Origin of the sequence: Pseudomonas sp. RIT357 (assembly GCF_000632245.1) — a bacterium.
Classification (GTDB): domain Bacteria; phylum Pseudomonadota; class Gammaproteobacteria; order Pseudomonadales; family Pseudomonadaceae; genus Aquipseudomonas; species Aquipseudomonas sivasensis.
This window is the reverse complement of the sequence record NZ_JFYX01000006.1, coordinates 21,114-37,130: the sequence shown is the minus strand read 5'-3', so window position 1 is coordinate 37,130 and position 16,017 is coordinate 21,114. Positions and strand designations below refer to the sequence as shown.

Below are 16,017 nucleotides of genomic sequence, written 5' to 3'. Positions count from 1 at the left end.
TAATGGCGGGAACGGTCAAGTGTTGCTTAGTGCTGTTCCCCCAACCAACTCAACACGTCTTCATAAATGCCTGCAACCGCGCTGGTAATGCCGTTCATGCGCAGGAAGTCATGGGTCAGCCCCGACTGCACGTGCAGGCTGACCGCTGTGCCGCTCGCGGCCAGCATCTGGGCGTACGCCTGCCCTTCGTCATACAGCGGATCGTACTGGGCCAGGCTGATATAGGCCGGTGCCAGTGCAGTCAGCCCTTCGGCCAGCAACGGCGAGACTCGCCAGTCCAGGCGCTGTTGGGCGTTCGGGCAATAGTGTTGGTAGAACCATTCCAGCGTGGCCGTTTCCAGCAGGTAATCCTCGGCATAGTGGCGATGGGAATCACGCTGCCGCGAGGTATCAGTGACCGGGTAAAACAGCAACTGGGCCCAGGGTTTGAACGCCAGTTGCTGCGGCGCCTTCACTGCGGTGATCGCCAGGACGGTCGCCAGCGTTGCCCCCACACTGTCACCCGCCAGGGTAATCCGGCGGTTGTCCAGTTGCAGGTTGCCGGCCTGTTCGGCCAGCCAATTGGCGGCGTCGAGGCTGTCATTCACTGCGGTCGGGAAGCTCGCCTGTGGCGCCAGACGGTAGCTGGGCGCGAACACCGCGTACTGACCGCTGGCCGCGAGCCTGCGGCAGATGGAGTCGTGGGAGTCCAGGCTGCCCACCACATAACCGCCGCCGTGGAAGTACGCAATCACCGGCAATTGCGCGGTGCCCGGTGCCCGGTAAAGACGGGCGGGCAGTGCATGGCCATCGCGGGCGGTGACCGTCAGGTGGGTGACCACCACCGACCCCGGCGGGCTGGGGTCGAGAATGGCCGAAGTCTGTTCGAACTCCCGCCGTGCCTGTTCAACACTCAGTGCGTGCATGGGGTGGCTTTTACCGGTCAGGCGACCCATCTGCGCCAATTCCAGAAAACCTTCGAGATCAGGGTCCAGGGGCATTGCATGTTCCTTGTGAAATAGGCTGAAGCGCCGCCCCTGACCATCAGGGGCGGCGACGTTTCAACTGGCTACGGGTTGCAGCGCCAGGTGCTGCAACAGACCCTGAAGCAGGGTCGGGTGGTTAAGCATGTCGTAGTGGCCGGCGGCGATCTGTTCATTGCTCCGGGCGCTGGCCAGGTTCGATGCCGGCTGGTCGGCAAGCGCCTTGGCCCACCAGCAATGGGCTTGCGCCCGGGTGGGCGGCAAGCCGTCCAGTCCCGTGGACAACGCCTTGAGTTTCATCGCTACCTGGAACGTGTGAGCCAGCTCCTCGGTGCTGATTGCGGCATACACCGAACGCGCGGCAGCGCCTGCCTGGACCTGTGCGATCAGTTGCTCCAGCACCGCGCTGTCCGTCGTCGCCCTGACGTCGAAGGCTGGCAAGTCCTCGGCCGCGAGGCCGAACAGTACCGCGAGGAACCCGCGCAAGTCGTCGCTCCAGTCGTCGCTCAAGACGTCTTCGCCAGTGGGCACAAAGCTGTCCACCAGGCCGAGAAACTCCACGCGTTGGCCCTGGCTTTCCAGCTCCTGGGCCACCAGCACCGCGAGGGTGCCGCCCAGCGACCAGCCCACCAGGTGGTACGGGCCGCTGGCTTGCTGCTGGCGGATGTACTGGCTGTAATCGATGGCCATGGACGCCAGGGAATCATCGTTCCACTGGCGGTCCAGCAGCATGCGACATTGCAGGCCGTAGACGCTGCGCTGTCCATCCAGGCGACGGGCCAGGGGCTCGTAGTCGAACACCGTGCCAAAACCGGCATGCAGGCAGAACAACGGCGAGCTGTGCGTCGTTTCACTGTTGAGCAGTAGCAGCGGATTCAGGCTGGCATCGTCTTCGGCAAACCCGGACAGCTCAGCGATGGTGGGTTTGCCGATCATGTCCCGCAGTTTCAGTTCGATGCCGATATCCGGCTGGCTGCGCACCTTCGACAGCACTTTAAGAATGCGCAGCGAGTCGCCGCCCAATTCAAAGAAGTTGTCGGTGACGCCTACGCTCTCCAACTCCAGCACCTCCTGCCAGATCGCTGCCAGTTGTGCCTCCAACGCATTGCGCGGTGCAACGAAGGCGCGGCCTTTGAAGTCCGGGTCAGGCAGGGCCAGGCGGTCCAACTTGCCGTTGGGGTTGAGCGGGAAGGCCGGCAGCGCGAGGATTTGCGCCGGCACCATGTAGTCGGGCAATTCCACCTGCAAAGCCGCACGCAGACGTTCGCCCAGCCCGGCCGAAGCGTCGGCCACCACGTAACCGATCAGTTGCTTGCCGCCGGCCGTATCGCGGGCGACCACCACGGCGTCTTGCACGTCGGGGATCTCGCGCAGGCGTGACTCAATTTCTCCCAGTTCGATACGGAAACCGCGGATTTTCACCTGGTTGTCCAGGCGGCCAAGGTAGTCGATCACGCCGTCGGGGCGTTGGCGTACCAGATCCCCGGTGCGATACAGGCGTGTGCCGTCGGCAGCGAACGGGTCAACCACAAACCGTTCCGCGCTCAGGCCGGGCCGCTGGTGATACCCACGGGCAACGCCTTCGCCGCCGATGTACAACTCGCCCGCCACGCCATCGGGCACGGGGTTGAGGTGTTCGTCCAGCACATACAGGGTACGTTCACCGACGCGGGTGCCGATCGGCGCGTACACCGCGTTGCAGCGTTCGTCGGCACTCACTTTCCACAGCAGCGGGGTAACCACGGTTTCGGTGGGGCCGTATCCGTTGGTCAGGTACTGCGGCTTGAGCACGCGTTTGACCAGCTCGAAGTTGGCCTCGGCCACCGCGTCACCGCCGAAGCAGTAGATGCGCACGGGCGGTGGTGCATCGGTTTGGCTGTCGCCGTACTCGGCCAGCTGTTGCAGATACGCCGGAGGGAAGCAGGCGATGCTGATGCTGTGGGCGTGCAGCGCCTGCCAGGTTTCTTCCGGTGTCCACAACTGGTTACCCCGCACCACCAGGCACCCGCCGCTTTGCAGTGTCGACAGCCAACGCTCCTGGGCACCGTCGAAGGCGAACGACATGAACAGCAATTCGCGGGTGCCGCTGTCCATCTCGTAACGCTCGGCAATCGCTTGGCAATGCATGCGAATTTGCCCATGGGTCACGGCGACGCCCTTGGGCTTGCCGGTGGAGCCCGAGGTGTAAATCAGATAAGCCAGGTTATCGTCGTGCACCTGCGGCGCCGGGCACGTCGCCGGCCAGTCCGACAGCGGCAGGCGATCCAGGTCGATAAGCGTCGCCTCGCCCAGGCCGTCGAAGCGCGACCGCAGCGAGTGCTGGCTGATCAGTACGCTCATGGCAGAGTCTTCGACGATCCACTGCACGCGGTCCTGCGGGTAGTCAATGTCCAGCGGCACGTAGGCGGCGCCGGTTTTCATGACGCCATAGAACGCGACAATGACGTCCACCGAACGCTCCAGAGCGACGCCAACGAACATCTCCGGCCCGATGCCCTGGGCCATGAGGCAGTGGGCCAGGCGGTTGGCCCGGGCATCCAGTTCGCCGTAGCTCACCTCGATCCCGTCGCACACCACCGCCACTGCGTCAGGGCGCTCCAGTGCGTGTTGACGGATCACCTGTGCCAGGTGGGCGCGTGGTGCCATGGCTGGGCTCAGCACGTTACGTTGCAGCAACAGTTGCTGTTCGGTGCCTGCCAGCATAGTGAGGCTGCCGACGTTGGCCTGGGCGTTGTTCAGCAGTTCCAGCAGCAGGGTTTCAAAGCTGCGCAGGATTTGTGCGGTGGCGGCCTCGGTAAAGCGGTTGCGCAGGTACAGGAACTCGATCTTCAGGGTGTCGCCGAGGTTGATCGCCAGGTCCATGGCAAAGTTGGTCACATCGCGGCTGCTGACGTCGCCAAAGCTCAGGCGTTCTTGCCCGGCTTCCTGCAGGCGTTCGTCCACCGGGTAGTTTTCAAACACCAGAATGCTGTCAAACAGCGGCTGGCCACCTTGGCCCGACCAGCGTTGTACGTCCGCCAGGGACGCGTGCTCGTGGTCGCGCACTTCCAGGTTATAGGCCTGCAACGCTTGCAGCCATTGGGCGACGGGCATGTGCGGTTGCGGGGTCTGGATAATGGGCAAGGTGTTGATAAACAGCCCGAGCATGTCCTCCGAGCCTGGCAGGCTGGCTGGACGACCCGCGACCGTCGCGCCGAAGCACACGGTGTCCTGGCCGGTATAGCGCTGCAACAGCAGTAACCACGTGGCCTGGATCAGCGTGTTCGGGGTGACGCGCAGACGTTGGGCCTGCTCACGCAAGTGTGCGGTTTGCAGCGCATCCCAATTCAGATACAGCGCCGCGTGGCCTTCCAATTCCATGGCCGGTTTGGGCGACAGGCTGTTGGCGAGGGACGAGGTGCCGTTCAAGTCCTGGAGCTTGGTTTTCCAGAACTGCTCCAGTACCGCCTGGGATTGATCTTGCAGCCAGCGGATGTAATCGCGGTAATGCCCGCGTTTGGCCGGTGCGGCCTGGCCGTTGTAGATCGCGAAGACTTCACCCAACAGCCGCGAGTTGGACCAGCCGTCCATGAGGATGTGGTGGCTGGTCCAGATCAGGTAGTGCGTCTGCGGGTCGAGCTGCACCAGGGTCAGGCGTGTGAGCGGCGCACGCAGAAGTTCGAAGCCACGGGCGCAATCCTGGCTCGCGAGCACCTCCAGGTCTTGGGCGTTGACGTCCCGTTGCTGCCAGTCGAGTACGTCGACAGGCATCGTCGCCGCGCGATAGACCACTTGCAGCGGTTCGGCCAGTTGGTTGTCGGCCCAGAACCCGGTACGCAGGATTTCATGGCGCTCAATCACGGCGTTCCAGGCTGCGGTGAACCGCGCAACGTCCAGGCCGGTGACCGAGACGGCCATCTGGTTCACGTACAGTGCGCTTTCCGGTGCCTCCAGTGTGTGGAACAGCATGCCCTGTTGCATCGCCGACAACGGGTAGACGTCTTCGACTTGTGGCAACGGCACCGGCAGGCGATCCAGTTGTGCCTGGCTGATCCGCGCCAGCGGGAAGTCGGATGGCGTGACCCCCACGTTGGCGGTGTCGCAGCAATGCTCGATCAGGGCCAGCAGCTCGCGCTTGAGGTCATCGGCCAGGTGCGCAATGGTCGCTTCGTCGAACATCTCCCGGCTGAATTGCCAGCCTAGGGTCAGTTCATCACCGTATACCTGGCCATTGAGGCTCAGCCAGTTGCCCAGTGGCGCATTCAGCGCCTGCTCACGGCCGCTGCCTTCGGCGGCAGGGGCCAGCAACGAGCCCTGACTGGCATCGAAACTGCCGTCGAACTGGCCAAGGTAGTTGAACGTGATGCGTGGTGCCTGCAAGGCGCCGAGGCTGGCCCGTGCCTGCGGCGTGCCCAGGTAGCGCAGGGCGCCATAGCCAAGGCCTTTGTCGGGGATTGCCCGCAACTGTTCCTTGATCTGCTTGATGGAGTCGCCAAGGTTGGCGGCCGGCACGAGCTTGACCGGGAACAGGCTGGTGAACCAACCCACCGTGCGGGTCAGGTCGATGTCATCGAACAGGTCTTCGCGGCCATGACCTTCCAGCTCGATCAGGCAGTGCGGGGCGCCGGTCCAGCGGCTGATGACACGTGCCAGGGCCGTCAGCAGCAAGTCGTTGATCTGCGTTCGATAGGCCTTGGGCGCCTGTTGCAGCAATTGCTTTGTCTGCCGGGCGTCGAGGTGGGTATGCAGCGTGTGGCTGTGGCGATTGTCCAGGCTGCCATGGGGACGTTCGCATGGCAGGTCGGGCGTGTTGGTGTCGAGTTGCGCCAGCCAGTAGTTCAGTTCGTCCTGGGACGTCTGGTTTTGCGCGCGGCGTTGCAGGCGCTCGGCCCAGGCCTTGACCGAACTGGTGCGGGCCGGCAGCTGCACCGGCTGCTGGTCGCTGACCTGTTGATAGGCGTTTTGCAGGTCTTCAAAAAGAATCCGCCAGGACACGCCATCCACTGCCAGGTGGTGGATCACCAACAACAAGCGCTGGGTACCGTCAGCCAAGTGGATCAACAAGGCGCGGATCAGCGGGCCGTGTTGCAGGTCGAGGCTGCCTTGGGCTTGATCGCACAGGTCCGACAATTGCTCGGCGGTGGCGTCAATCTGTTGCAACTGCCAGTCGACCATTGGCCGGTACTGTGCGCTCCAGCCGCCGGGGTGTTGCGCAAAGCTCAAACGCAGGGCGTCGTGGTGCTCAATCACCGCGTGCAACGCCCGTTGCAGTGCCTCGGCCACCAGCGGTTGCGCAGGTTGGAGCAGTACCGACTGGTTCCAGTGATGGCGCTCAGGGATCGCCGTTTCAAAAAATACCTGGTGAATCGGCAGCAACGTGAGCGGGCCGGTGGCTGGGCCTTGATCGATCACCTGGGCACTTGCGCCGATACGGGCCACGCTGGCCAGGCCTTGCACGGTCTGGTGTTGGAACAGTTCCTTGGGTGTAAAGGCGATGCCTTGCTGGCGGGCGCGGCTGACCACCTGGATGGAGATGATGGAGTCACCGCCCAGTTCGAAGAAATTGTCGTTCAGGCCGACGCGTTCCAGTTTCAGCACGTCTTGCCAGATGGCGGCGATCTGCTGTTCCAGCGGGCTCTGCGGCGCCACGTAGGCTTTTTGCAGCAGGTTTGCATCAGGTTTCGGCAGGGCCTTGCGGTCCAGTTTGCCGTTGGGGCTCAGGGGCAGTTGGTCGAGGAAGATCAACTGGGCCGGCACCATGTAGTCGGGCAAGTGTTCGCTCAGGCGGTGTTTGATGTCGCTGCGCAGGTCTGCGGCGTCACGGGCTTGAGCGGGCACGGCGTAGGCGACTAACTGCCCGTCAGCCGCGATCACCACCGCTTCGCGCACGCAGTCCAATTCCATCAGGCGGGTTTCGATTTCCCCCAGTTCAATGCGCAGGCCACGGATTTTTACCTGGTGGTCGATACGGCCACGGTATTCGATCACGCCGTCGGGGCGGTAGCTGGCCAGGTCGCCGGTGCGGTACAGGCGTTGGCCATCACCGAACGGGCTGGTCATGAAGCGCTCGGCGGTGAGGGCAGGGCGGCGGTGGTAACCGCGCGCCAGGCCTTCGCCGCCCAGGTACAACTCGCCGATGACACCGGCGGGCACCGGTTGCAGTTCGGCATCGAGGATGTAGGTGGTGAGGTTGGCGATCGGCTGGCCAATCGGCACGCTGGCCTTGCCTTCCTCGCGGCAGGTCCAGTGGGTTACGTCGATGGCGGCTTCGGTGGGGCCGTAGAGGTTGAACAATCCGGCGTTCGGCAGCTTGGCGAACACCTGTTGTTGGGCGTCCACAGGCAAGGCTTCGCCGCTGCAGATGATGCGTGTCAGGCGGGTGCACTGGGCGACCTGTTCGTCCAGCAGGAACACCTGCAGCATCGACGGCACGAAGTGCAGGGTCGTGACCTGGTAACGCTGAATCAGGCTGATCAGGATGGCCGGGTCGCGATGATCGCCAGGCCCGGCAACGGCCAAGCGTGCGCCGGTCATCAGCGGCCAGAAGAACTCCCACACCGACACGTCGAAGCTGAACGGGGTCTTTTGCAGCACCGTGTCGTCGGCGGTCAACCCATAGGCCTGTTGCATCCAGCACAGCCGGTTGGTCAGGGCCGAATGCCGGTTGCCGGCGCCTTTGGGCTTGCCGGTGGAACCTGAGGTGTAGATGACGTAGGCCAGGTTTTCACCGTCAACGGCGACCTCCGGGTTGGTGTCGGCATAAGCGCTGACGTCCAGTTGATCGAGGGCCAGCACCGGCAGCGCAGCCGGAATCGGCAACTGCGTGAGCAGGTGCTGCTGGGTCAACAGCAGGCCAATGCCGCTGTCCTCGATCATGTAGCTGAGGCGGTCCTGCGGGTATTCCGGGTCCAGCGGCACATAGGCGGCGCCGGCCTTGAGCACGGCGAGCAGGCCGATGACCATCTCCAGGCTACGCTCGGTGGCGATACCGACCAGTGCATCGGGGCCGACGCCCAGTTCCATCAGCTTGTGGGCGAGCTGGTTGGCGCGCTGGTTGAGCTGGTGATAGCTCAGCTGTTGATCGCCGAACACCAGCGCCGTGGCATTGGGTGTGGCCGCCACTTGGGCTTCGATCAGTTGCTGGACGCTGTGGTGCAGCGGGTAGTGGGTGGCGGTGGCGTTCCACGCGCTGACAATGTGCTGCTGCTCGGCGTGGTCGAGCATCGCCAAATCTGCAACTCGCTGTTGTGGGTCGGCAATCAGGCTGTGCAGCAGCTGTTGCCAATGCCGCCCAAGGCGCTCGATGGTGGTGGCGTTGAACAGGTCGGTGGCGTAGGTCAGGGTCGCGCTCAAGCCTTCGGCCGATTCGCTGGTGCTGAGGGTCAGGTCAAATTGCGAGGTGCTGCCTTCCCAGTCCAATCCCTCGACCTGCAACGCCGAAGGCAGTGACGGACGTTCGGTGGCGCTGGGTTTGTCGGCACTCTGGTGGTTGAACATCACTTGGAAGAGCGGGTTGTGGCTGAGGCTGCGTTCCGGTTGCAAGGCCTCCACCAATTGTTCGAATGGCAGGTCCTGATGCGCCTGGGCATCCAGTGCATGTTGCTTGACCTGTTGCAGCAGAGCCTCGACCCGCAGGTGCGAGCTGAACTCGGCTTTCATGACTTGGGTGTTCACGAAGAAGCCAATCAGCCCCTCGGTTTCGACCCGGTTGCGGTTAGCAATCGGCACACCGACGCGGATATCGTTTTGGCCGCTGTAGCGGTGCAACAGGGTCTGAAAAGACGCCAGCAACAGCATGAACGGCGTCACGCCAACGCGATGGGCAAAGGCGTGCACGGCATCGCCCAGGCCAGGCGCCAGGGTGATTGACAGGTGGGCACCTCGGTAGCTTTGTTCCGCCGGGCGCGGGTGATCCGTCGGCAACTCCAATACGCTGTGTTCACCGGCCAACTGGCCGGTCCAGTACGCCAGTTGACGTTCGCGCTCGCAGGCTTGCATCCATTGCCGTTGCCAGGCGGCATAGTCGGCGTACTGGATGGGCAACGGTGCCAGTGCGTGAGGCTGTCCAGACTGGGCGGCGCCGTACAGGCTGATCAGTTCCTCCACCATCAACTGCACCGACCAGCCATCGGAAACGATGTGGTGCTGGGTCAGTACCAGTACATGTTCATCGTCCGCCAGGCGCAGCAGCCTGACCCGCAGCAGCGGGCCGTTTTGCAGGTCGAACAGTTGCCGGGTTTCGTGCTCCACAAAGGCCTTGATCGTGGCGTCGTCCGGCGTGCCGTTCAGCGTCTCGACCACCAACGCCAGCGGTGCCTGGTCGGCGATGATTTGGCGGGGTTGTTCGTTGTCCACCACGAAGGTGGTGCGCAGTGCTTCGTGACGCGCGATCAGTTGATTGAACGCGTGCTCCAGCGCCGCGACATCCAGCGCGCCCTTGAGGCGCAGGGCGGCCGGCAGGTGGTACGCGGCGCTGTGCGGGTCCAATTGCCAGAGGAACCACTGGCGCTCCTGTGCGTAGGACAGGGGCAGCGATTGAGTGCGTTCGACGGGCACCAATGGCAGCTCATGCTGCCGCGCGCGACCGTCCAGGCCGGCGACGAAATCCCCCAGCACGCTGCGTTCGAACAGGCTGCGCAGGGCCACATCCAGCCCCAGGGCCTGACGCACCCTGGAGATGATCTGGGTTGCCAGCAACGAATGGCCGCCCAGTGCGAAGAAGTCATCCGTGAGGCCCACCTGCTCAAGGTTGAGCACGCTTTGCCAGATTCCGGCGACCTGGATTTCCAGGGCCGTTCGCGGCGCCACATAGTGGTTTTGCTGTTGGCTGGCATCCGGCTTGGGCAGCGCTTTACGGTCCAGCTTGCCGTTCGGGCTCAGGGGCAATACATCAAGGAACATCAGGAAGCCCGGGACCATGTAGTCCGGCAGCACGGCTGCCAGCGCGGCTTTGATCGACTGACGCAGCTCTGCGTGCGGCACGGCCGTGGCCTCGGGCACCACATAACCCACCAACTGCAAACCGCTGGCGGCCGGTTGGGCGAGGACGATGGCGTCTCGCACCATGTCGTGCTCCAGCAGTCGGGCTTCGATTTCGCCCAACTCGATACGGAACCCGCGAATCTTCACCTGATGGTCGATCCGGCCGACGTACTCGATCACCCCGTCGGGGGTGTAGCGCGCAAGGTCGCCGGTGCGGTACAAGCGGCCGCCACTTTGGCTGAACGGGTCGGGCATGAAGCGCTCGGCCGTCAGGTCCGGGCGATTGAAATAACCCCGCGCCAGCAACTCGCCGCCGATCACCAGTTCGCCCACCACGCCAATCGGCGCCGGGGCACCGCTGTCGTCCAGCAGGTAAATGCTGCGTCCGGCCAGGACCTTGCCGATGGGCATAGTCAAGGGCGTAGGGCGTGCGCGGGTTACATAGTCGGTGCAATCAAGGGCCGTGACCGTCACCGTGGCTTCAGTCGGGCCGTAGGTGTTGAGTAATTTGACGTGGCCAAGGCCGGCCTGGCTCCACGCGGCGAGGCCTTCTGGCGGCATGGCTTCACCACCGGCGTGCACTTGCTTGAGGCGCCCGTAATCCCGTGGGCCAGCCGCGGCAAAATCCTTGGCCAGCAGGTTCCAGTAGGCCGTGGTGAGGTCGACCACGCTGATCTGGTGCTTGATCAGTGCGTGGTAGAAGGTCTCGGTGTCCCAGATTTCGGTACCGCGCAGCACCACCGACGCGCCGCAGATCAGGGCCGGGTACAACTGCTCGACGAAGCCGTCGAAGTTGAAGGTGGAAAACTGCAGGATGCGGTCGCCGCCATTGAGATTGAAGAACCCCAACGACACGTAGGCATGGCGAGTCAGCGAGGACTGGTTGATGCCCACGCCTTTTGGCCGGCCAGTGGAGCCGGAGGTGAACATCACATACGCAAGGTTATCGGCATGGGCACGATTGACCAGGTTGCTGTCGTCCAGATCGACCCAGGCTTGGTTCTGGTCCAGGCACAGGTGCGCCACCTCGGCAGGAATCGTCAGGCGTTCGCGCAAGTGGCTCTGGGTCAGCATCAGTTGCGTGCCGCTGTCTTCGATCATGCACAGCAACCGATCCTGCGGGTATTCAGGGTCCAGAGGCACGTAGGCGCCACCGGCCTTGAGCACCGCCAGCAAGCCGATGATCATGTCCAGGCCGCGCTCCACGGCAATCCCCACCAGCACGTCGGGCCCGACGCCCAGGCTCACCAGATGGCGAGCCAGGCGATTGGCCTGGGCGTTGAGTTCGGCGTAACTCAACTGGCGGTCTTCGAAGAGCAAGGCCGGGGCTGATGGTTGCTTCGCCACCTGGGCTTCAAACAGCTGATGAACCCGTTCTTCACTTGGGTAATCGAGGGTGGCACTGCTCCAGTCATGGAGCATCAGGTGCCGTTCTTCACGCCCAAGCATGTCCAGTTCACCCAGGCGTTGCTGCGGGTTACGGACGATGGCCTGCAACAGGTTTTGCCAATGCCCGGCCAGGCGCTGGACGGTTGAGGCTTCAAACAGGTCGATCGCATAGGTGAGGGTGGCCAGCAGATCGTCGGCGGACTCGGTGGTGTCCAGCGAGAGGTCAAACTGGGTGCTGGGTAGCGTGCCTTCCAAGACTTCAAGGCTCAGGCCGGGCAGGCTGACGTTGTTTTGCGGCTGCACGCTGGCATGGTTGTACATCACCTGGAACAGCGGGCTGTGGCTGAGGCTGCGCTCCGGTTGCAGGGCTTCCACCAGTTGCTCAAAGGGCAGGTCCTGGTGAGCCTGGGCTTGCAAGGCGTGGTGTTTGACCTGTTGCAGCACGTCGACAAACCGCGCCTGGCCGTTGAGCTCTGCGCGCAGCACCTGGGTGTTGACGAAAAACCCGATCAGCCCTTCGGTTTCCACGCGGTTGCGGTTGGCAATCGGCACACCGACACGGATGTCGGTTTGCCCGCTGTAGCGGTGCAACAGGGTTTGGAACGAGGCCAGCAACAGCATGAACAACGTCACGCCTTGCTGCTGGGCCAATTGCTTGAGCGACTGATTCAGCTCGTGGCCCAGCGCCAGTTCCAATTGGGCGCCGCGGTAGCTTTGCTCCGACGGCCGGGTGTGGTCGGCGGGCAGTTCCAATACCGTCTGCTCGCCACCCAACTGTTGGGTCCAGTAGGCCAGTTGGCGCTCGCGCTCTCCGGCCTCCATCCACTGGCGCTGCCACACGCCATAGTCGGCGTATTGGACGGGCAGGTCAGGCAGGCTGACGGGTTGCTGCTGGCTGAAACCGGCGTACAGGGCAATCAGCTCCTGGATCATCACGTTGATCGACCAGCCATCGGAGACAATATGGTGCTGGGTGAGGATCAGGACGTGATCGTCATCCGCCAGTTTCAGCAGTTTGACCCGCAGCAGCGGGCCATGCTGCAAGTCGAACAACTGCTGGATTTCGTGTTCAACACACGCCTGGATCGCCTGCTCGTCTGCGCCCAGCCGTGACTCGACGGTGATCGCCAGCGGAGCGTGGGCGGCGATCCGTTGGACGGTACGCTCGCCGTCCTGGGTGAACGAGGTGCGCAGGCTTTCATGGCGCTCGATCAGGTGCTCAAAGCTGTGCTGCAGTGCCTGGGTGTCCAGATGGCCGCGCAGGCGCAGGGCCGCCGGGATGTGATACGCGGTGCTTTGAGGGTCCAGTTGCCAGAGGAACCACTGGCGTTCCTGAGCGTAAGACAGGCGCAGCGGCTGGTCGCGCGCGACCCGGACCAAGGGCGGCTCGTGGCGGACCGGTTCTTGCGCCAAGGTGGCGACGAACGCCTGCAAGGTGCTGCACTCGAACAGGCTGCGCAGGGGCACATCGGTGTTCAGGGCATGACGCACACGGGAGACGACCTGGGTAGCCAACAGTGAATGTCCGCCCAGCTCAAAGAAGTCATCGTGCAGGCCGACGGCTTCACGCTTGAGCACGTCTTGCCAGATGGCGGCGATCTGCTGTTCCAGCGGGCTCTGCGGCGCCACGTAGGCTTTTTGCAGCAGGTTTGCATCGGGTTTCGGCAGAGCCTTGCGGTCCAGTTTGCCGTTGGGGCTCAGGGGCAGTTGGTCGAGGAAGATCAACTGGGCCGGCACCATGTAGTCGGGCAAGTGTTCGCTCAGGCGGTGTTTGATGTCGCTGCGCAATTCAGCGGCGTCACGGGCTTGAGTGGGCACGGCGTAGGCGACTAACTGCCCGTCAGCCGCGATCACCACCGCTTCGCGCACGCAGTCCAATTCCATCAGGCGGGTTTCGATTTCCCCCAGTTCAATGCGCAGGCCACGGATTTTTACCTGGTGGTCGATACGGCCACGGTATTCGATCACGCCGTCGGGGCGGTAGCTGGCCAGGTCGCCGGTGCGGTACAGGCGTTGGCCATCACCGAACGGGCTGGTCATGAAGCGCTCGGCGGTGAGGGCAGGGCGGCGGTGGTAACCGCGCGCCAGGCCTTCGCCGCCCAGGTACAACTCGCCGATGACACCGGCGGGCACCGGTTGCAGTTCGGCATCGAGGATGTAGGTGGTGAGGTTGGCGATCGGCTGGCCAATCGGCACGCTGGCCTTGCCTTCCTCGCGGCAGGTCCAGTGGGTTACGTCGATGGCGGCTTCGGTGGGGCCGTAGAGGTTGAACAATCCGGCGTTCGGCAGCTTGGCGAACACCTGTTGTTGGGCGTCCACAGGCAAGGCTTCGCCGCTGCAGATGATGCGTGTCAGGCGGGTGCACTGGGCGACCTGTTCGTCCAGCAGGAACACCTGCAGCATCGACGGCACGAAGTGCAGGGTCGTGACCTGGTAACGCTGAATCAGGCTGATCAGGATGGCCGGGTCGCGATGATCGCCAGGCCCGGCAACGGCCAAGCGTGCGCCGGTCATCAGCGGCCAGAAGAACTCCCACACCGACACGTCGAAGCTGAACGGGGTCTTTTGCAGCACCGTATCGTCGGCGGTCAACCCATAGGCCTGTTGCATCCAGCACAGCCGGTTGGTCAGGGCCGAATGCCGGTTGCCGGCGCCTTTGGGCTTGCCGGTGGAACCTGAGGTGTAGATGACGTAGGCCAGGTTTTCACCGTCAACGGCGACCTCCGGGTTGGTGTCGGCATAGGCGCTGACGTCCAGTTGATCGAGGGCCAGCACCGGCAGCGCAGCCGGAATCGGCAACTGCGTGAGCAGGTGCTGCTGGGTCAACAGCAGGCCAATGCCGCTGTCTTCGATCATGTAGCTGAGGCGGTCCTGCGGGTATTCCGGGTCCAGCGGCACATAGGCGCCGCCGGCCTTGAGCACGGCGAGCAGGCCGATGACCATCTCCAGGCTACGCTCGGTGGCGATACCCACCAGTGCATCGGGGCCGACGCCCAGTTCCATCAGCTTGTGGGCGAGCTGGTTGGCGCGCTGGTTGAGCTGGTGATAGCTCAGCTGTTGATCGCCGAACACCAGCGCCGTGGCATTGGGTGTGGCCGCCACTTGGGCTTCGATCAGTTGCTGGACGCTGTGGTGCAGCGGGTAGTGGGTGGCGGTGGCGTTCCATGCGCTGACCATCTGATGTTGCTCGGCGTGGTCGAGCATCGGCAGTTCGGCCAGTCGCCGTTGCGGCCCGTCAACGAGGCTTTGCAGCAAGCGCAGCCAGTGCTGTCCCAGGCGTTCAATCGTCGCCGCGCCGAACAGTGCCGTGCTGTACTCGATGCTCGCCGTGATCTGTTGTGGCGTGTAGTCCACGTCCATCGACAGGTCGAACTTGGCCTCATGTTGCGCCACCGGCAGGAACGCCAGGCTCAGCTCACCCAGCGTCAGAGCGGCCGGTTGATCCTGGCTCACCCGCCAGTTGAACAGGGTCTGGAACAACGGGTTGGCCTGGGTGCTGCGTTGCAGCTGCAAGCGCTCGATGATCAGTTCAATCGGGTAGTCGGCATGTTCCATCGCCGCCCGCGATTGCTGGCGCAGCGCTTGGAGAAACTCGCCTGTGGTCAGGTCGTCGGTGAGTTGCGTGCGATAGATCTGGCTGCTGACGAAGAACCCCACCAGGTCCTGGGTCTCGCTCTGATTACGGCTGGCATTCGGCACGCCAACGGTGAAATCCTGCTGGCCGCTGTAGCGACTGAGCAGCAGTTGCCAGGTGCCCAGCAGCACGATAAACGGCGTCAGGTCCTGTTGCTGGCAGAAGCTGTGCAACTGTTGGCTCAGGGCTGTGGGCACTGACAGTTGAAGATTGCCGGCACGGTGTTGTTGTTCGGCATTGCGGGGGAACTCGGTAGGCAGGTCCAGCGTGGGAATCTCCCGTCCCAGGTAACCCGCCCAATAGTCGGCGGCCCGCTGTTGTGCCGGCGTGTTCGGGTACTCCTCGCGCTGCCAGCGGGCGTAGTCGGCGTACTGGATGGCAGGTCGCGCCAGCGGCGTGGTATCGCCCTGGCAGGCGCGTTGGTAAGCCTGGATCAGGTCGTGCATCAGGATCGGGTTGGACCAGGCGTCCGAGACGATGTGGTGCATGTTCAACAGCAGGATATGGTCGTCGCGCTCAAGGGTGATCAGGGTGGCGCGAATCAGTGGGGCGCGTCCCAGGTCAAACGGTGCACCGGCCTCGGCGGCCAGGCGCTCAGTCACGGCGGTGCTACGGGCGTGCGGTGCCAGGCCTGAGAGGTCCTCTTCGCGCACGTGGATGCGGGCTTGCGGGTCAAGCACTTGCCGGGGTTCATCATCGACGGTCTGGAACGCGGTTTTCAGCACGTCGTGCCGGTCGATGATCTGCTGCAAGGCCGCGGCGAGCGCCGATGTATCCAGCGGGCCGCGCAGGTGCAGCGCATTAGGCAGGTTGTAGGCGCTGCTGTCGGGCGAGAGTTGTTGCAGGAACCACAGGCGTTGTTGGGCGAAGGACAGGGGAGTGGGGCCGCGATGGGTGGAAGCCTTGATGGAATGCTCTGAACCGACGTCGTCGGCCATCAACAAAGCCAGCAAGTCGTCGTCGGGGAGTTGATTCAGTGGGTTCATGTTTGGTCTCGTCGCCATCGGCTGCGTAAATATGCGTTGTCAGAAAGACGAAGCGTGGCCGACGAGATTTAGGTGTGACGTGGGA

At 63.5% G+C, this 16,017-nt stretch carries 2 protein-coding genes; both read right to left on the bottom strand.

All coding sequences use genetic code 11. The features are described from left to right. Positions 1–26: 26 nt before the first annotated feature. The gene (locus tag BW43_RS20860; protein ID WP_032885339.1) at positions 27–980 is read right to left on the bottom strand and encodes an alpha/beta hydrolase; all 954 of its coding nucleotides are present in this window, start codon (positions 978–980) and stop codon (positions 27–29) included. A 60-nt stretch (positions 981–1,040) separates the two neighbouring features. Then, positions 1,041–15,932: a non-ribosomal peptide synthetase gene (locus tag BW43_RS28185; protein ID WP_081797622.1), complete on the bottom strand. Its 14,892-nt coding sequence runs from the start codon at positions 15,930–15,932 to the stop codon at positions 1,041–1,043. Positions 15,933–16,017 lie beyond the last annotated feature (85 nt).